At 45.1% G+C, this 18,820-nt stretch carries 14 protein-coding genes; 6 read left to right on the plus strand and 8 right to left on the minus strand.

The window, feature by feature from the left end; genetic code table 11:
• The first annotated feature begins 9 nt into the window (after window positions 1-9).
• Both CLV42_RS18390 and CLV42_RS18395 read left to right on the plus strand, forming a co-directional pair.
• On the plus strand, window positions 10-1,038 hold the full coding sequence (locus tag CLV42_RS18390; protein ID WP_170117558.1) for a sensor histidine kinase: 1,029 nt from the start codon (window positions 10-12) through the stop codon (window positions 1,036-1,038).
• Window positions 1,035-1,793 (plus strand): LytR/AlgR family response regulator transcription factor, encoded by a 759-nt coding sequence (locus CLV42_RS18395; RefSeq protein ID WP_106603391.1) that lies wholly within the window; start codon window positions 1,035-1,037, stop codon window positions 1,791-1,793. The genes CLV42_RS18390 and CLV42_RS18395 overlap by 4 nt, the downstream gene beginning before the upstream one ends.
• Before the next feature lie 324 nt (window positions 1,794-2,117).
• Here the strand turns inward: CLV42_RS18395 and CLV42_RS18400 are convergent, their stop codons facing one another.
• On the minus strand, window positions 2,118-2,828 hold the full coding sequence (locus CLV42_RS18400) for a Vps62-related protein (protein ID WP_170117559.1): 711 nt from the start codon (window positions 2,826-2,828) through the stop codon (window positions 2,118-2,120).
• 191 nt (window positions 2,829-3,019) lie between these two features.
• Window positions 3,020-3,982, minus strand: coding sequence for a hypothetical protein (locus CLV42_RS18405; RefSeq protein ID WP_106603393.1), 963 nt, complete (start codon window positions 3,980-3,982; stop codon window positions 3,020-3,022).
• Between the two features lie 451 nt (window positions 3,983-4,433).
• Here CLV42_RS18405 and CLV42_RS18410 point away from each other — a divergent pair, with 451 nt between their 5' ends.
• On the plus strand, window positions 4,434-4,973 hold the full coding sequence (locus CLV42_RS18410; RefSeq protein ID WP_106603394.1) for a DUF2975 domain-containing protein: 540 nt from the start codon (window positions 4,434-4,436) through the stop codon (window positions 4,971-4,973).
• A gap of 2 nt (window positions 4,974-4,975) precedes the next feature.
• Window positions 4,976-5,209, plus strand: a complete 234-nt coding sequence (locus tag CLV42_RS18415) for a helix-turn-helix domain-containing protein (RefSeq protein ID WP_106603395.1) — start codon at window positions 4,976-4,978, stop codon at window positions 5,207-5,209.
• A 117-nt stretch (window positions 5,210-5,326) separates the two neighbouring features.
• Here CLV42_RS18415 and CLV42_RS18420 read toward each other — a convergent pair whose 3' ends face one another.
• The 6 genes from CLV42_RS18420 to CLV42_RS18445 all read right to left on the minus strand — a co-directional run bounded on the left by CLV42_RS18420 (window position 5,327) and on the right by CLV42_RS18445 (window position 16,197).
• Window positions 5,327-6,229: a helix-turn-helix domain-containing protein gene (locus CLV42_RS18420; RefSeq protein ID WP_106603396.1), complete on the minus strand. Its 903-nt coding sequence runs from the start codon at window positions 6,227-6,229 to the stop codon at window positions 5,327-5,329.
• A gap of 2 nt (window positions 6,230-6,231) precedes the next feature.
• Window positions 6,232-7,149: an SDR family oxidoreductase gene (locus tag CLV42_RS18425; RefSeq protein WP_106603397.1), complete on the minus strand. Its 918-nt coding sequence runs from the start codon at window positions 7,147-7,149 to the stop codon at window positions 6,232-6,234.
• 161 nt (window positions 7,150-7,310) lie between these two features.
• Window positions 7,311-10,493: a reprolysin-like metallopeptidase gene (locus tag CLV42_RS18430; protein ID WP_106603398.1), complete on the minus strand. Its 3,183-nt coding sequence runs from the start codon at window positions 10,491-10,493 to the stop codon at window positions 7,311-7,313.
• Between the two features lie 339 nt (window positions 10,494-10,832).
• Window positions 10,833-13,697 (minus strand): M1 family aminopeptidase, encoded by a 2,865-nt coding sequence (locus CLV42_RS18435; protein ID WP_170117560.1) that lies wholly within the window; start codon window positions 13,695-13,697, stop codon window positions 10,833-10,835.
• Between the two features lie 73 nt (window positions 13,698-13,770).
• Entirely contained in the window at window positions 13,771-14,913 is a 1,143-nt protein-coding gene (locus CLV42_RS18440) for a helix-turn-helix domain-containing protein (protein WP_106603400.1), read from the minus strand.
• Between the two features lie 99 nt (window positions 14,914-15,012).
• Entirely contained in the window at window positions 15,013-16,197 is a 1,185-nt protein-coding gene (locus CLV42_RS18445; RefSeq protein WP_106603401.1) for an FG-GAP repeat domain-containing protein, read from the minus strand.
• A 164-nt stretch (window positions 16,198-16,361) separates the two neighbouring features.
• Between CLV42_RS18445 and CLV42_RS18450 the strand changes: the two genes are divergently transcribed.
• Entirely contained in the window at window positions 16,362-17,186 is an 825-nt protein-coding gene (locus CLV42_RS18450) for a helix-turn-helix domain-containing protein (protein WP_106603402.1), read from the plus strand.
• A 59-nt stretch (window positions 17,187-17,245) separates the two neighbouring features.
• Window positions 17,246-18,709, plus strand: coding sequence for a nitrilase-related carbon-nitrogen hydrolase (locus tag CLV42_RS18455; RefSeq protein ID WP_106603403.1), 1,464 nt, complete (start codon window positions 17,246-17,248; stop codon window positions 18,707-18,709).
• Window positions 18,710-18,820: the final 111 nt, after the last annotated feature.

The raw sequence follows: 18,820 nt of genomic DNA on the forward strand, positions 1-18,820 counted from the left end.
GCATTAATGATGGCTGTTCGACATAGAAAGTTCAAAATAGTTGGTTATTTTCTCATGGGGGTGTTATTTTATTTTCTATTGCACCTGATCAATCCCTGGGACTACGATGAATGGAGCAGGGAGATACTGATTGACACCTTGATGGAAATAGCGGTGACCATTACAGGCGTAGTGCTTGTAGTCGAACTGGGATTCTGGATAACAAAGCGTTTAGACAACTGGCTTCCATGGCGGAAGTCTATAAAGAAAAGAATTGTTGTTCAGCTGGGAGTACAAATAATTTTAGTGAGCTTAATCATCGCTTGTATCAAGATGGTATTTCCCACCTTGCTTACTGAGGAAATAGATTTTCGGCAAGCGATGGTAATGGGAATTATTTTATCTATTCTGATAACGGCAATAGTCACCGCTGAATTATTCTTTACACAGTGGAACCAATCTGTACTAGAAGCAACAAAATATGAGCAACAGGCAACAAAGGCTCAACTGGAATTTCTGAAGATGCAGGTAGATCCACATTTTCTGTTCAATAATTTCAGTACACTGACATCCCTGATTGAGGAAGATCCCCGGCTTGCAGTGGAATATTTACAACGATTGTCGGCTATCTACCGGCATGTGCTGAAAGAACAGGAACAACAGGTAGTGCGGTTGGAAGAGGAGCTGGAGTTTATTAACGCTTATCTTTTTTTGTATAAGACCCGTTACCAGGATAGTCTGCTCGTTGAAGTGGATATTCCCGGATCTCTGATGGATAAGGGAATTGCTACGGCTACGTTACAATTACTGGTGGAAAATGCTATCAAGCATAACTCCATCAGCAAGCAAAATCCGCTGACAATTAATATCCATGCGGAAGGAGCATATCTCGTAGTAAAGAATAATATCAATCAGACAGTAAAACGGGTTGAAAGCACAGGATTGGGCCTGAAGAATATTGCTGAGCGGTATCTGTTATTATGTAATCAGGAAATTGTCATTGAACAAACACCGTCCAGTTTTGTGGTGAAAATTCCTCTTTTAGAAAACAAAGTATGATTAAAGCTATCATTATCGAAGATGAGCCATTTACCGCCAATAGATTGAAAAGATTGATTGAGGAGGTGCAGGGTGATGTTGAAATAGTTACCGTTTTGCAAACGGTAAAGGAATCATTGGACTGGCTTGCTGTAAACAATGAACCGGATCTGTATTTTATGGACATCCAGCTTTCGGACGGTCTGAGCTTCGATATTTTTTCAGGGTTCAACATTAGCAAACCTATTATTTTTACAACTGCCTATGATGAATATGCAATAAAAGCTTTTAGGGTGAATGGTATTGACTATTTACTAAAGCCTATTGTTAAGGAAGAACTTGAGAAAGCTTTTAAGAAGTTCCAGCGATACAATCCCCAGCCCTTCCTCCCGAACTTGCAGGAGATATTGAAGAACATTGCGAACCATCAGACCGTATACAAAACAAATGTGTTGGTAGAATGGCGTGACCAGTTGCAATCAATACCACTCACTGAAGTAGCTTATTTCTGGCTGTCACAGAAGACCACTCACCTGGTCGGGTTTAAAAAAGAAGCGCATATTGTAAATGCCACTTTGGACAGTTTGGAAAATGAAGTAGAACCGACTAAATTTTTCAGGATTAACCGGCAATTCTTAATCTCAAGGGCATCTATTCAGCAGATAAACCTATATTTTGGAAACAGGCTAAAGCTTTCCCTGAAACCTGCTTCCCAGGAGGAGGTGATTGTCAGCAGAGACAGAGTACCGGATTTCAAATTGTGGTTGGACAGATAAGTAATGGCGTATTTACAGGGATGTAACATTACGTTTTTCGCATAACTCCTTCACTTTTTCTCAAAAATTTCCAGGTCGACTTTTTCGATTCCATATTTGTGTCATGATTGCTGATCGGATACAGAAATGCAACATGAGTAAGATATGATAGTGTGCCCGCTTGTTTAAGTGGCACTGAAAATAACTTACACAAACAGTGTAAAGGTTGAGGTTTAAGCTTGTGGTCCGGCATTCCTGCTGGACCTTATCTGTGTGAAGAGCAGAAGACCCTTTGCAGGAGCGGATCTTCTGCGTTAGTTAGTTTTGAATTAAGGTACTTGTGTACTAAGATTGCGATTGCTGATTATATTCTACTCTGCTATTGAAAACATAAATAAGGCCGTCGAAAGTATCGTAATTTGGCTGGCCGACAAAAATACCCTGTAGCTGTGTCTCAAACCCAGATCCATTAGGGGGCGTGTAAAGGGCAATGCTCTTATATGCATCGGAGTGGTGATCATCCCAAATCAATGTCGGCGCAGACTGAACTAATTCAACAAAATCGGCACGTACACATCTATATTCGCTTATGTTGGGGGGAGTTATGGGACTATCACCGAGTTGAGCTACCCATCCCATAGCAACATAACCCACCGGCGCCTGCGGCATCCAGATGGAACCTGTTGTATCAGTATCGGAGCCATCTGTAGACCACATGAACACATAACCCGTTGGTGCGGCAAGTATAGGGTCATTAGGATCGTCATTTACAGGACTGACAATAGGTGAATAACCTGTTACAGCGCTGTAATTGTTTTGTGCATAATCACCAATCATAAAATAGCCGTCAGGGACCGACTGCAAACGATATATGCTTACGTCATATTCAGCATCACTGCCCAGGTCATTCCATATCTGGCTAAAGGAATAAGCGCTACCAGTGCCGCCGGCGAATTCCAGGAGGAGGTAGGGAGCGTCGTCGTCGGCAATCGCGCCGTTGTTACGTTTTGATCTTATCTTGAATTTTGTGCCGGAAGTTGAAGTTATTGGTTCCATGGTGTTTTCTTGTGTTATGGGATTTAAGTGCTTCAGACTAATGTACGGTTTTCTGCGGAAAGGCATGAAGTGGTCAGACAAAATTCATATTGAGAATTTTTCCGGCGTATGTACTAACAGGTTAGCATGGCGCACACACGAATGCGCCACTTAGATATGAGGATTGTATTCAGCCTGTGAAAGACAGCTTATCACACCAGGAACTGATCATAGTCGTAATGATGAAAGGCCGTTAGTGAAAGATTTTCTTCTGGTATACTGATTCCTTTCCTTTGAACAGCGTCTCCGATTTCCTTTCCGCGGGCGCTTGCAGGTATGTCGTTTTGCTGACTTACAGCCTGTAACATATCCGCTGCAGAGCGGGTTTTCCTTGTAATCCTGGATGTTTTGGCAGGTTGCTGCGGATCTTCTTGCTTGTCTGCCAATGGTAAAACAGGCGGCAGGACTGCGGTTACAAATGCCTGTTCGCTGCTGGCTGTGCTGGCGCTCTGAATACCGGTATTGGTACGGAGGAAGCGCAGTTGTAAAAGAACGATGGTAGCAGTTGCGCTGACAGGTGTAACAGGCAAGAGCAAGGCATGTTGTTTGGCTCCAAGTGGAACGCAGCTGGCTGCGGTGGTCGTCCGGAGGCAGGTGTTCTGCTCAAAGTCCATGTCCAGTGCTACGGCCTGGAGCTGTATATAACGGGCATCTTTAGGCGGCGTCAGCCAGTGTTGCCAGTTGGTGGGCAATTGCACCATTATGCTGCCATTTTCCTGGCGGATGGTGTCTATACCGCCAATGATCATGACGGCCTTTTTGTTATAGCGGAAATCTTTGAGATGCTGATGTAAGGCCGCGGGACTGAATACACGTTTACCACGGGTATGCATAGTATCCTCCCGCAGTGCCGCATAAACGGCCTTATTTAGCCTGTATACAGTCGTTTCGTCCTTTGCAGGTTGCCATATACCGTTCAGGGCAGCGCGGATCGATTTTGCGGCCTTACTGGCCTTCGCGAACTCGCGGCTGCTTTGTTTGCTGGCGACAGACATACTGTCCGGACCATACTCGGGCATTTTACGGCAGAATTTCCTGCCGTTCCGTTCATAAAAGATAAGGTCCCCGACGTGGCCGGAGAGTCCCTGTGTAATAATATTACGGTTTTGGGCCATGGATGTAATCGTTTATTTATCAATTTACAGAAAAATCAGCGTTTTAACAAGTTGATAGTTAGCCTATTGTTAGCAGTATTCTTTTATTCTTGCCTTACATAATGAGGTTATTAAAAGTACACTTGTATATCCCTATAGGGTATTGTAATGCACTTATAATGAGCCATTAAAGAGTAAGTATGACTAAGCTTTAACAGGAGTTGTATAGGACTTGACCTGGACTTAATCGGGAAAACTTGTTGTCGAAACCCCAGACAGGGGGAACGGGAGGACCAGGATACGAAGGATTGACAGGAGGGGAGACCTGGCAAGTAGATCCGTTGGTAACCTGACTTAACTACAGCTTTTTATATACCTTGCCCTGAATCGGTCTGTTTTAAATAATTAAAATAAAACGATAAATTTGTATTGTTTTAAATTAATTGTTCAGTACTTTTGGAAAAAAACAACTATGAAGAAATTGATGCAGGGCAATTTTCTCATTGCTCTTATTGGCTGGGGGGCAGTTCTCCTGTCAGCTGAAGCTTTGATATACTATACCAGATGGTTTATCCCTTTGGTGACAGGGCACCATTCTTTCGTAGCGCCTCCTGTCAACATTCCCGAATTATGGTTTATCGGAAAGATTGCCAGCAATGCCATCTTTTTATGGGTCGGGGTGCTCCTGCTCAGACTATATAGCAAATACCGCAGATCGGGTTATTTTGAAAAGGGGAGCGCTGACATATTGAATAAAGTGATTGTTGCATGCTTAGCACTTGCTTTTATAGGTTTCGTTCAAACGATCTGTGAAAATGCTGATGCACTTCATATCAATCAGTGGACTTCTTTATGGGCTGTTGTAAATAGTTTGTGGCGATTCTTTACCCATTTAATTGTGCTGAGAGAGCCGCAAACGATGTATCTCCTGCTTGCTGCTATTGTATGGGGAATTAAGCAATTTGTATCTCAGGCTTTGAATGTCAAAAGAGAAAATGAATTAATCATTTAGTTATGGCAATAGTCGTCAATTTAGATGTGATGATGGCGAAACGGAAGATCTCATTAAATGAGTTGTCGAAGGAAGTAGGGCTTACCAATGTGAATCTCTCCATTTTAAAAAACGGAAAAGCAAAAGGTGTGCGGTTTGAAACGCTGGCATCTATTTGCAAAGTGCTGGATTGTCAGCCCGGCGACATACTCGAATACAGAGAAGATCCCGTTCAGGAATCAGCCCTGCCAGCTTGATAAAAGCATAATAGTAAAAGACGGGTTTGACCGCCAATATAAAAAGCCAGCGCCTTTCGGGGTGCTGGCTTTTCTTTATTCCGTGCTATATTAGTTTTATGGTTCCCTGCCTGGTAGTTATTGAAAGGACTTTCTGAACGCCACAGGGGAAAGATTCGTTTTCGTCTTAAATAATTTACTGAATGACTGCGGATGCTCAAATCCGAGCTGATAGGCAATTTCACTGACTGATAGCGTAGTAGTAGACAATTGCTCTTTGGCCTTTTCGATCAGCTTCTGATGGATATGTTGCTGCGTATTCAATCCCGTTAGTGCTTTCAGCATGCTGCTCAAATAATCAGGTGAGACGTGCAGCGCCTCTGCTATATAGGTCACAGTTGGCAATCCCTGTTCTCTCTCAAAATAAGCTTCCAGGACATCCTCCAGTTGTCCCAGCAACTGATGATTTGTGATTCGCCTGGTCAGGAACTGTCGCTGGTAAAATCGCTCGGAGTAATTGAATAGCGACTCAAGATGTCCGATGATAATATTATGACTGAACTGGTCAATATTCGCCCGGTACTCCTGCTCAATATTAGCAATGATCTGATTGATCGTTACTTCTTCTTTTTCTGACAGGAATAAGGCCTCATTTACTGCGTAGTCAAAAAACTCATACTGCCTGATCTTCTTCGCCAGTGATGTGTTCCACAGGAAATCGGGGTGTATCAGTAACATCCAGCCCGAAGGCTGTCCTTCTATCGGGCCTTCCAGTTCAAACCCTACCAGTTGTCCGGGCGCCATAAAAGATAGGACCCCTTCATCAAAGTCGAAATCCTGCTGACCATACTTCACTTTAATAAGTCCGGAAAAGCCCTTCTTCAACGCGATCATATAAAAATTCGGCACCAGCAATTTAGGTCCTTTCGGGATCTCTGTAATGCTGCTGATATCTATCACACTGATTAAAGGATGCAAAGCTTTGGGCAGTCCCCGCAGCTGCAGAAATTCAGTGATTGTCTTGACCCTGTATGGTTGCATGCTTAAATATACTTCTTTGCAAATTCCCTCACAAAATCCTTTAGCTTTACCTTTCCCAACACAGGCCTGTGGCGATCGTATTCAGCCAGTATAGTTCCATCATGAATAGCCGCCTGCATTTGCACCAGGCTTTCTGCCAGCCCTTCAGGCAAGCCAGCCATCTTATATCCCTGCAGCATCTGTTTGTCTGAGATCCTGATCCATTTCATCCAGGGCTTACCTATAGCTGATCCTAGTATGGCTGCCACTTCATTACAGGTCAGTTCTTCACTTCCGACATACCTTATTTTTACGCCGTTAACCGGTGTTGAAAACTCTTCTGCCGCGGCGGCAGCAATATCTTCCGGCGCCACCAGCACAATCCTGTCATTTCCGCCATAGTTTCCCACCAGCGAACCTCTTCTGCCGAATAATGCCCTGATGCCATAGGCCTGCCATCCCATTATCAGTCCTATCATTCCCTTCCCACGCATCATATCCATCATCTGATAAAAGTTGGTATAAAAGATGGCGGGACGCAATTCAGATACATGCACACCCGCCAGCTGTTTATAGACTTCCGTCATACTATGGCCAGCCACTTCTGCTGCCCATCCGGTCAGGAATATCACTCTTTTGATGCCTGCGTGTCGAATGGCCTGTACATAATTCGCCATGATCTGCTTCATGTGTGCATCCTGATCTGCTATTGAGAAATCGAACGGCACCATACAATAAGCGGCATCTGCCCCTGTAAAGGCAGCTGTAACAAACTGCGCATCAGTCAGCGAACCAATACTGGCTTTTGCTCCCAGTTGTTCAATCTCCCGCTGCTTTGCAGGATTACTGCTGATAACCGTTACGGAATGACCTTGCTTTATCAACGCTATGCTAAGCGGTTTGCTGATGTTCCCTAAAGAACCTGTGACTACTATTTTCATGTTCCAAAGGTACCTGTGCTGCTATAGCCAGACGTAATCAAATCCGGTCAGGTTGTAGCCAAATCCGGGGGATAAGTCTTATAAGCTTATTGTGTTGCTTAATAAGAAAAGCCAGCGCCCCGAAAGGCACTGGCTTTTCTGTGTCACGTTCTATATGATCTTTATTGTTTAATGATCTTGGTCATATTTACATCTTTTGATCCGTTCTTAATCCTTATCATATACACACCTGCAGGCAATGTAGAAATATCAAGCTGCGCTTTCGCTGAGTTCACTTCGCGACGCAATACCTGACGGCCATTCACATCAAACATGCTCACTTCTGATTTTCCTTTGTAAGCTGAGAGGTCAATGTTCACGACATTGTTAGCAGGGTTCGGGAATACGGCCAATTTTGGTACATCGCCGGTGTTAACATCACTTTCACGACTGGCAGTACCTAGTTGTACGCGTAATGTATAACAGGAGGTTGCGCTATTCGCACCGTTGTAACCGTATACCTGTGCATAATAAGTACCTGGACTAACGGTCCTGCTGATACTTTCACTGGTGGTACCACCAGCCTGTGAAATATTGAGCTGTGAGCCTGAGCTGTTCAGCAGTTTCAGGTCATAGTCGCCAGGCAATGTGCCCAATGTGATCGTAATAGTACCACGGGTACTGATCACGAACTTATAATGATCGATATCACCACTTGGACTGATAAGACCAGTAACATCGGTATTGAATGGAATAGTGGCAGCACCGGAAGTTGTTCCATTAGTGGAGTTGTCCAATGTATTGGCACAACCTGATACGGTTAAGGTCGTGAATTGTGCAGCTGTATATGCGCTGGTGCCGCTTGCACAATTTGTTCTCACTCTCCAGTCATATAATGAAGCTGATGTTAAACCGCTCAGGTTAACAGATGTGGAAGTAGTGCCGGTTGCGGCATTGGTCCATGTGGAAGAGGTATTAAGTTTATAGTCTACATCATAGCTTGAGGCACCGCTTACGGCTGTCCATGCAACGGTAGCGCCGGTAGCCGTGACAGCTGAACTGGTTAAACCAGCAGGTGCATTACAAGTACCTCCTGTGGTTGTAAACTGTGCAGCGGAATAAGCGCTGCTGCCGCTGGAGCAGTTGGTTCTTACCCTGTAATCGTAGGTAACGCCTGCAGTGAGGCCTGTTAAGCCCACAGAAGTAGCCGTAGTTGCTGTAGCCGCATTGATCCAGGTAGAAGAGGCGGTAGATTTGTAATCCACATCATATGATACAGCACCACTTGCGACTGTCCATCCTACTGTAGCGGAAGTGTTGGTAATAGCAGAAGCAGCTAATCCGGCAGGAGAAGCACAGGATGAGCCGGATGTGATCGTGAAGTTGGTATTGGAAATGTCAAAGAAGATGTTTCCTACCGCTTCTACTTTTATCCTTGCTGTTGTAGTAGCGGTATTGGGAATAGTTACCACCTCACTACCATCATTAGGTGTGCTTGCCACTAATGTGCTGAACGTGTTACCTCCGTCTGTAGAGATGGATATTTTTACGTTGGCACAACTAACGGGAGAAGCGGTTGTACTTGCTACGTTCCAGGTTACTGTTTGTGCGGAATTGCCAGCCCATGATACTGCTGTATTAGGAGCAGTCACTGAGAAAGGACCGGCAGCGCTGCTGACAGTCACTGTCATGTCTGCAAAGTTGGTTTGTCCGATGGTTACCGGTGCTGTAGAACTATAAGGTGCATTGTCCCTTACCGTTAAGCGGAAGTGTAAAGTTCTTGCAACGGAACTTAATGCTTCTGTATTGGCGCCGGCATCACCACCTGACAAAGGACCTGACACTAGAGCACCCGCAAGAATGGTTGCCAATTTAGGGAAATATCTTGTTGGTGACGTAGTAGGGGCAAATGAGATCCAGTTAGGACCGGATGCTTTGGTAGCGCTGGCCACGCTGCTGGAGCCTGTTTGTGAAGAGGAGGCATTGTCATTCTGTTCCCAGCAGTAAGTCAGCACATCACCGGCATTTGCGTCAGTGGCTGAACCGGTCAGTGCAAACGGTGTGCTGATAGGAATGGTGAAGTTACCACCGGCATTTACAACAGGTGTTGCGTTATTGGCAGATACACTGGTTGTTATCGGACAGGTCTTGCTGGTAAGGTTAGACTGGATCTGTGAAATAGAAGCTGCATGATAGATGTCAATAGAATGTGGCGCGAGGTCCTGGCTGGTAATACCGGCATAACCCATAATGGTGATACCTGAACCTGGTTCTACGTTAACGCCTGTACCTTCATTGCTCATAGAGAATGTATGGTTCGCGCCCAACTGGTGACCTACTTCATGTACTACATAGTCGATATCAAAATTATCTCCCTGGGGAATATTATCAGCAGGAGAGGTAAAGCCACTTCCTTTTGAATTGTCGACACAGATACAACCGATACAACCTGCGTTACCACCACCGCCGGATGCACCGAAGAGGTGGCCGATATCGTAATTTGCAGCACCGATCACAGAGGTCAGTGTGCTCTGTAGTTCGCTGTTCCATGCACCACCAGCGCCACTGCTGGCATCGGAGTATGGATCTGTTGAAGCGTTATAATAGAATACATTGGTGGTGGCTGCGATCAGGTTAAGATGGATAGCCAGGTCTTTTTCATAAACGCCATTGCAACGGGTAAGTGTGGCATTGACAGCGGCCAATACCAAAGATACCTGTGAAGCGCTGGTGGCGCCGAAATAGTTGGAGTATTCGGCGGTCACTGATTGCGCCAGTCGCATTGTTTTTACATCGCCGGTCGACCTGGCATTAGGTAACTGGTTGCTTATACCAGTTGCCAGTTTTTGCTCTGGCGTAAAGCATTTCCATGGTAAGGTCTTCGGCTGTTTTTTGAAGACCGTGTAAACCGTGTGGTCAGCAGAATAAGGTTCAATAAACTCATTTTCCTTTCCTGTACGGAATACCATTGTTTGTATTCCCTGCGGAGAAACGCTCAGTTTTAGTGTAGCTGTTTTGTCGGTAATACCTTTTCCTGAAAATGCTCTTATTTCTGGGAATTTAGCCTGTAATGCAGGCTCGAAATTGGAAGCTTCTATAATTTCGAATTGTTCAATCTGTCCGTCTGCGTTAGGCAGGGAAATGATGGTTGAATGGGCTGATGCATTGCCTACGGTTTTGAATACTTCGCTCCGTAAAGGGGCCAGATTCAGGTCGAACAATTTGAAGTCAGCCGGGAATGCAAGCCGGGCTACGGCCTTGTCTGTGGTAATTCTGGCATTGGCGGTGTGTGGCTGCCAGTAATTCTGCGCATACGACATTGTACTAAACAACAATGCTGTTGCGAATAGTAAAACTTTGCTCATGTAATTTAGATTTAGATTTGGGTTTGAATTCAGATTTAGGTTCAGATTTGGTTTTAGGGTGAATAGTGGCTTTCGTTATAAAAATAATTTAAGTCGCTGCAGTCGTAATTATAGTGACGAATCGTATCCGTGCACTATGGGTTGTAGAATAATTGAGTTATATGGACGAAGCGGTGTACATCATCCACGACTTCATATATGGGCTACCGGTGGTTATATATGTGATTGCTCAAGTGAATTTAACTAAAAAAAATGATATTAAAAACATATTTCAGGCATTTCTGTCATAGGCCAGCTGTGTAATACCGTTGGTTTGGTGGCCAGTGACGGGGTATTGCTTCAGACCTCTGTTACCTGTATATAGAAATGATCTTCATCTACCTCAAAATCATCTTCTCTCATTTGCTTCAAGGTGATTGTCTGCCATTGGGTAGTTGGATAAATGAAACCAAACCGCTCGGGAGCAAGGGTTACTTTTACCGGCATCTTAAACCCGGATACATCTGCCAGCCAGCGGTACGTCAACTGTAGATTATTGCCTTTTTCTTTCAGGGATATTTCCAGCTTCGGTATATGGGTGTATTTCAGATACTGGTCAAAGAACCACGTGTAATCCTTTCCTGTACGTAGCGAGATGTAGTTTACCAGATCATCAGAAGAAAGTGTCTGATAACGGAAATGCTGCTGTATATCTTTTAACAGGGTAAACCATTGAGTATCGTTATTCAGTACAAAGCGGAACGTATTCAATAGCAGGCTTCCTTTAGTATACATGTCGCCGATATCATAATGTATGTGATTTACATTGTACACGCCCACTACAGGCTCGCGGTTTTTCACCCCATCTTTCTGTGCATTCAGATATGCTACACCAGCGTCTTTGCCGTCGCTGCATTCCATCATGAGACTTTCTGCATAGGTGGCAAATGCTTCGTGTATCCACATGTCGGCAATATCTTTACAGCTGATGGCATTCCCCCACCATTCGTGCGCGGATTCATGCCAGAGCAATGGCGTATAGTCCAGCTGCATACCGGCTTTGATCTTTCCTATGCATACACTGCTCTGATGCTCCATCGGGTAAAGGCCCTCGAGCAGTGTGAAGCCATCACGGGGAAAGGGGTATTTACCAAAATGTTGTTCGTAGCATGCCAGCATGGGTTTTACCTGGGCAAACATCGTTCTGGCACGCTCCACATTATAGGGCATCACATAATAGTCCAGCGTTAGTGTATCGTGACCACTGACATAGGTGTCTTTAAAATTGGTGTATTTGCCTATGCAAAAGGTAGCGTTATAGTTATTGATCGGGTAAGTTACCAGCCATTCATACCGGGTTTTATCGCTACCCGCCGGCGTTTTCCTTTGCAAGCGACCGTTGGAGATCTCTGTGAAGCCGTTGGGTATGGTGATTGAGATGCGCATGCTGTCCGGTTCATCAGACAAATGGTCTTTGTTGGGCCACCATAAGCTGGCGCCTGAGCCCTGGCAGACTACCTGTACCCAGGGATTACCTTTCTCGTCTTTATCCCATAATATACCGCCGTGCATGGGGATTTTAAAGTCAGGTACCTGGGGTATTCCATCATAATAGACTGTTATCGTTTCTTCGCTGCCGGCAGACAGTGTAGCCGGGAAGCTAACAAATACCGCATCTTCTTCGCGGATAAAGGATAGTGGCTGGTCCTCATACAGGATCTTTTGGATGTGCATGTTGGCGTAAAGGTCTATCTGCATCCGGTTGAAGGGGGCCACTACTTTAAAACGGATCTGATTACTGCCTGCTATGGAACGGGTTTCCATGTTCAGGTCCACATCGAGGTGATAAAAACTAACATCATAGCAGGAACGAAGCGGCGACAAAGCGCCGCGTAATGTATCTGCCCGGGTAAAGCCGTTCTGGCGGTTAGAGACATGTGTTACTTTGCCAGCCGGCCGGGCGGCATCTTTCTTTGGTTTAACTGAGTCCTGCAGTTCAGGCAGCAGGATGTTGTAATTTTCCCAGAAGGAGGGATCATAGTTATTCCCTACTTCATTATTCATGGATGCCTTGTCGTTACTGATACCCGTGGCAAAGCGTTGCAAACTATCTTTCGTCATATCGGTGACGAGCAGATAGAAATCACCGGTCCATGGAACATCCTTCATTCCCCGTTTTTTGCTGTTCACTACCCAGTCCCAGTGACGCTGTACAGTACTGAGATAAGTTTTATTGCCGTATTGCTTATAGGTGATCACGAGTGAGATGTTTGTGAAATCAATAGTAGCTTTTACGATCTTAGACATAATGGTATAGCCGATACCTCCTTTCTGATGGCGGTTCAGATAGTCATTCCCCGCCGGGGTTGTCTTCAGCTCACACCTGACCAGTGCCATGGTGGCTTCGTCGATATAGATCTTTGCCTGTACCAGTGCCTTGCGACTATCATCTTTGGGCTGAAGAGTTAGTACGAGGAGATTGTGGTCGCCTTCCCGGATTGTTTCCTTATAGTCGCAGGTATAATAGCGGAAATTGCGCTCATTCAGTATGTTATTCTTTGCGTCGAGGTATTTCTGGAGGTCTTCATTAAGAGAGGAGTAAGCTGTATTTGTGATATTGCTGATCCAGCCATACAACTGGGGATCTTTACTCCAGTCCACCTTCTTTTTGCGGCCTTTGATAATATGGATCTGATCTTTGTGGTCCCGGCCGGTGTGATAGGTTTTGTAAATATCCAGCACCGATTCATTGAAATTGATCGTGTCTGCCATCAGGCGGATATTTTCCCTGTAAAAGGCGGTCAGTCGTACATCGGCTGTATCATAATTGGCTGGTATACTGCTGATCATTTTTCTCAGGAGACCGAAACCGTCGCGCACATTTACCGATACTGCCGGGAGTAGGTAAACGGAGGGTTCAAGTTGGATATCCATATCCTGTAAGCTGGCGGAAGGCAGGGGCAGGGTAACTGTTTTATAACCGATGCAGGAAATCAGCAAAGTGTCCTGCCAGAATTTTTCGGCTACTTTAAAAATGAAGTCTCCCGCTGTATTGGCCACTGTACCGATGCTGCCACTCTTTAACTGGATATTGGCATAAATAACGGGTTGGTGACTACCGGCATCGGTGATCTTGCCGGAAAGCGTAATGAATTTTTCCTGGGCAACAACCTGATTGGTGGCCAACACCAATAATAACAGACAAAGACCGATGTAATGTTTCATTTCCTTTTTTTCGGTAAAGCAAGCCATTTCAGGCTGTTATATCTACTCAAATCCGGAATTGAATAACATTTTCCTACTCATTTTCCGCTTTTGGCTGCTTTTCCAGGTGCAGGGTCATATATTCCCTGGGCGACATCCCGGTATGGTTTCGGAAAGCCCGTTGGAAAGTTGCCTGGGAGTTAAAGCCGGCATCAAAAGCCATGGCCAGGATAGTCATATTGTCCTGCTGGAGTTGCCCGATATTTTGCTTAAACGCCTCTACCCGGTATCCGTTCACAAATTCATTGAAGCTTTTCTGCAGGTGCTGGTTCAGTACCAAGGAAATGGTTTTCTGGGGCAAGCCGGTATGCCTGGATAACAGGGCGAGGTTAAGCTCGGGATCGAGGTATAGGCGATCCTGCTCCATTGCCTTCTTCAGTAATGGTTCAGCCTCCTCTACCAACTTTACTGGGGGAGGCATGACCACTTTCTTTGCCACCGGTGTTTCCTCGGGTATCATCATGTAGCCTTTTATTCCCAGACAGTAGATCAGGGCTACCAGGGGAATATATACAGGGTACCAGTCGACGGTATTCAGCACCCTGTCAGTTAGCGATGGAATCACATAAGGGACCAGGTAGATGAACCATATAATCTGAAATCCGAGGAAAAGCCGGACAAACTGCCGCATCCATTGATAATGAGGACTCTTTTCTGTGTTGACCCCGGCAAGGTACCTGGCGGATAGCCAGAGATATGTCGTAACAGAGGCCCAGCGGGGTATGTCGGCATAAACGTTATAGTCGTCAATAAAACGCCCCCAGGAAGCGGGAGCCGGTACAGAAAAGCCTAAAACGGCGCCTGTAAGATATATTATAACACTCAGCTGTGTACCACAGTCTATTATCACTGGCAGGAAATGTATCCACTGCTTCCGGGAAATCCTGAAGGAGGCATCCATCGTGCTCCTGACATAAAAATATAGCAGTGGGCCAACGGGCATGATAATCACCAGCGGAATGAGATTACCCACCAGGTTCAGAACAGGATCGTTGGTAAACCAGGCTGATTCGAAGAGGTATAGGTTCAGACAAGCCAGCGCTATGAGTAATATGAGCGTACCCAGTAAGCGGTTGGGGCGCGACCGCTTCTTTGAGAAGAAAAGAAGTGTGCTCATAATAAGGCCCTGCAGAAAGCCTAAGAGGATGAGGATATGAAAAAATTCAGCAAAGGTCATAACGGCGGATTGCGTTTTAAAGATAGGGATTATTGCGGGGAGTAGCAATCGTTATGACCAGCGTTGAATGAACAGTATCATCCTGTTAAATTAGCCTGATTATTTTTTGTTCTTTGCTTTTGTATGACCAAAATATAAAACATTCTCTGCCTCTGAGCGTGCTACGGCAATGTCGGGTATTCCATCTTCATTGAAATCGCCAATTCCGAAACCATACACCGTGCCCTTTGCATCACCAAACGAGACCGCTTTGAAGTTCCGGCCAGTTCCATCGTTAAAAAATATTGTGGACGACGCCTTTATATGGCCTACGATGATGTCAGGTTTATGGTCGTTATTAAGATCCGCTATTGTCAGCGCATAGGGAACAACTTTTGCGTCGGCCAGAGAGATTCCGGCGGAAAAGCTTTGGTCTTTTTGCCCAAAATAGAGATGTACGCCTTTGTATTCGTCTACTGTTACAATGTCGGGTAAATTATCTCCATTGAAATCGGCTGCTGCTGCCACACGGATTGTCGCATCGGCAGGGCCGAATGGAATACGATAGTTGTCTGTATAAGCGTGATCCTGACTGCCGATGTAAATGTAGCTCTGGCCGCTATCACGGTGCGGTACAATGAGGTCAACAAAACCATCCTTGTTAAAATCAGCAGTAGCGATTGTGGTGGCAGGATAAGGTGCAAATGAGATGCAATCAGCACCAAACTGTCCTTTTCCGTTGTTTAAGCAGATATTATTGGCCGTTCTCCCTACATCACCTCTGTTTGCGAGGATGATATCCGGAAATCCATCACCGTTGATATCGGCGATTGACAGATTACGGGTTGACCATTCAGGCTGACCAAATTCGGACCCGATTGTAAAATTGCCTTTCCTGTCATTAAGATATATCAGTTTCTTATCAGGAGCATCATTGCTGACAGCAACATCCAGAAAACCATCTCCGTCGAAGTCAGCCAGGCCGCCAGCGTATGAACGGTCTGATATATTACTGAGGTTATACGCTTTCCTGATGCCGCCGGCTCCGTCGCCGAGCAATACCCTGTCAGCAATTGGCCAATGTCTTCCTTTGACTAACAGGATATCAAGATGGCCGTCGCCGTCAAGATCGCCTACACTTACATTGGCCGTTGTGTCTAATCTTGTTTCGAGGAGTAAAGCATGATTGAAGTCCGGGATGGTAGTCTTTTCCTGTTTGTGATTAGAAGTATTACTGTGGTGCTGGGCGAGCATGTCCTGGGCCATAGTGGTTACAAGACATATGATGAGGAAGCTGTGTTTCATGGTGGCTATTAAAACTATGGTTTATAATTTTAATTCAGGCTGGAAGTTAGCTAAAGTTAATGTATAGTGAGGAAAGGGATCAATAAATTAAGATGGGTAACGAGGTTTATATCACCTGAAAATGCTTATATTTAAGTAAGGCCAACACCCTTCGTCCGAAAATCATGTTTGAATATCAACAATACCAGCCGTCAGCGCAGTTAGCAGATTACATTGAATGCTACTGGATATTGCGTGCGGAGGCTTGTTTTCTTAATTCGCCAGATCCGCTTGTTCCTGGCGGCCGGATTGAAATGATCTTCAATTTTGCCAGTCCTGTAAATTGGTTGATTGCTAAAGATAATCCTGGAGGAATCAGTTTTCCCGGACCCATTTTCATGGGGCAACGTAACAAAGTGTTTTATGTTGCAGCGACGGGCAAAGTGGATATGTTGGGACTACGGTTTAAACCGGGAGGACTTGCGGCTTTTACCAATATGCCGGTGTCCGGGCTGTCAAATGCTATGGTTCCTGCAGCGTTTATCTTAGGCACACAGGTCAACGACTGGGAGGCACTTTTATATGAACAGCAGGATACTATGGCCATGCTGCGTATGCTGGATACCTTGATGATAAAGGCCCTGAAAGCTGTTCCCCGGGATAACCTGTTAATGAACATCGCGATAGCCGCGCTGCGCAGTGGTAATGAAGACACTTCTATTGCAACTGTCTGTCATCAGACCGGCTATAACTACAAGAAGCTGGAACGGGTTTTTATCAGGAATACCGGTTATACGCCCAAATACTATCATAAGATCTTACGCTTCAATAAGGCTATAAGACTCATGGATACAGCAGATGCGCTGACCAGCATTTGTTATGCCTGTAACTACTTTGACCAGGCTCATTTTATCAGGGATTTCCGGCAATTTACAGGTACCACCCCTGGTCAGTTTAAAAGAGGAGACAACAAAATCGCTGACATTCTGATAAAACATCAATCTGTCTAAAATATACAATTCCTGTCGGACCAGGCTTCATAACTTCATGTTTATTTAAACATTGCAACATGCCTGTATCACGGACAGCGTCTAACACTTTCATTGCTATCAGTGTTCTTTTTTCTGCCATTTGCTGGTATTTCGCCTTTAGTCTTTCGGGGGATTTCGGATATCTTTTATGGGTGGCACCTATCCCTGTGTTATATTGCTCGTTATTTTTAAAGCAGAGATGGGCTTTTCTTATTGCCTTTATCAGCTATCTGTTAGGACGTTTAAGCTGGCTACCTTACCTGCTAAGCGTATTGCCTGTGCCACTGGCTATCCTGTTTACCGTTTTATTGCCGCTGATATTTGCATTGATTGTGATAGCTGCCAGGAGTATTATCCTTCGCTTCTCACATTGGTCTGCTGTATTTGCTTTGCCCGTGTTATTCACCTCGTTTGAATATTTATCCTTCCTTTTTTCAAGAGATGGAACGGCAGGCAGCATCGCCTACACCCAGGTCAATTATCTGCCTGTCATACAAATTGCTTCAATAGCTGGTATAGAAGGGATTACCTTCCTGTTGACATTCATTCCTTCGGCCATCGTTTTGATCTACTTCAACTATAAGCGGCAGCATGCTGTAAAGCCGTTGTTATTTATCACTATTGGCATTGTAGGTATAACAATGATATTCGGTGCATGGAGACTCAGGGATCATGTAACCGGGAAGGAATCACCTGTACGTATAGGTATGGCAACTATTGATGAAAAAGCGCATCATAGTACTTACGCGACAAGTACCGAAAAACAGCTACACCTGGCAGATCTTTATCTGAATGAAGTATCTGTATTGGCAAGACAGGGTGCGCAGGTTATCTTAATGCCGGAGAAGATATTCAGATACAATGAAGCTGAGCAATCCGGTATCCTGCAAAGATTTAAAGATACCGCGCTGGCGTATCATTTATTTATTATCGTCTGTGTTGACCAAAAGAAAAACGATTATTATGAAAACCGGGCCTGGGTGATTTCGGATGAGGGACGGGTAATTGCTGACTATCAGAAAGTGCATCTGTTCGAAGGAGAGGTGCTTGATTCCGTCAGACCAGGTAAGCAAATAGGGTTGTTTAGCCGGGGAGGTGCTGAAGAGGGTGTTGCTATTTGTAAGGACCTGGATTTTCAGCAGTACATCCTGGGGTATGGAAAGGCAGAGAGGCGTATGTTATATGTACCTGCCTGGGATTTTGTCCGCGATGGATGGATGCACTCCCGTATGGCGATCATGCGGAGTGTGGAAGGCGGATATAGTATGGCCAGGAATGCCCGTCAGGGAAGACTGACGATCAATGATTACCGGGGGAAAGTGCTATTTGAGGCGCATAGTGATGAAGGAGCGCCTGTAAGGCTGGTAGCTACAGTTGTTCCGCAGTATTATAAAACGGTTTATAGTGTATTGGGCGATTGGTTTGGGATGTTGAATGTTGTAGCGGCTGTGGTTTTGATGATTGTGTTGATTCGGTCCCGCGGGGGGCGTTCCCGGGGTTAAAACCCCGCGCTACAAACAATGGGACTCCTGACGGAGTCCTATTATGGTTTGTTAATGACGTTTGCTGCACATGGTATACCGGGTTGTCACCCCGGGATACAAACAATAAGG

It is taken from the genome of Chitinophaga ginsengisoli (assembly GCF_003014595.1).
Lineage (GTDB): Bacteria > Bacteroidota > Bacteroidia > Chitinophagales > Chitinophagaceae > Chitinophaga > Chitinophaga ginsengisoli.

Excerpts from the sequence above, each read along its gene's own strand:
- CLV42_RS18390 (WP_170117558.1), top strand. The coding sequence starts at position 10 with ATGGCTGTTCGACATAGAAAGTTCAAAATAGTTGGTTATTTTCTCATG.
- CLV42_RS18395 (WP_106603391.1), top strand. The coding sequence starts at position 1,035 with ATGATTAAAGCTATCATTATCGAAGATGAGCCATTTACCGCCAATAGA.
- CLV42_RS18400 (WP_170117559.1), bottom strand. The coding sequence starts at position 2,828 with ATGGAACCAATAACTTCAACTTCCGGCACAAAATTCAAGATAAGATCA.
- CLV42_RS18405 (WP_106603393.1), bottom strand. The coding sequence starts at position 3,982 with ATGGCCCAAAACCGTAATATTATTACACAGGGACTCTCCGGCCACGTC.
- CLV42_RS18410 (WP_106603394.1), top strand. The coding sequence starts at position 4,434 with ATGAAGAAATTGATGCAGGGCAATTTTCTCATTGCTCTTATTGGCTGG.
- CLV42_RS18415 (WP_106603395.1), top strand. The coding sequence starts at position 4,976 with ATGGCAATAGTCGTCAATTTAGATGTGATGATGGCGAAACGGAAGATC.
- CLV42_RS18420 (WP_106603396.1), bottom strand. The coding sequence starts at position 6,229 with ATGCAACCATACAGGGTCAAGACAATCACTGAATTTCTGCAGCTGCGG.
- CLV42_RS18425 (WP_106603397.1), bottom strand. The coding sequence starts at position 7,149 with ATGAAAATAGTAGTCACAGGTTCTTTAGGGAACATCAGCAAACCGCTT.
- CLV42_RS18430 (WP_106603398.1), bottom strand. The coding sequence starts at position 10,493 with ATGAGCAAAGTTTTACTATTCGCAACAGCATTGTTGTTTAGTACAATG.
- CLV42_RS18435 (WP_170117560.1), bottom strand. The coding sequence starts at position 13,697 with ATGAAACATTACATCGGTCTTTGTCTGTTATTATTGGTGTTGGCCACC.
- CLV42_RS18440 (WP_106603400.1), bottom strand. The coding sequence starts at position 14,913 with ATGACCTTTGCTGAATTTTTTCATATCCTCATCCTCTTAGGCTTTCTG.
- CLV42_RS18445 (WP_106603401.1), bottom strand. The coding sequence starts at position 16,197 with ATGAAACACAGCTTCCTCATCATATGTCTTGTAACCACTATGGCCCAG.
- CLV42_RS18450 (WP_106603402.1), top strand. The coding sequence starts at position 16,362 with ATGTTTGAATATCAACAATACCAGCCGTCAGCGCAGTTAGCAGATTAC.
- CLV42_RS18455 (WP_106603403.1), top strand. The coding sequence starts at position 17,246 with ATGCCTGTATCACGGACAGCGTCTAACACTTTCATTGCTATCAGTGTT.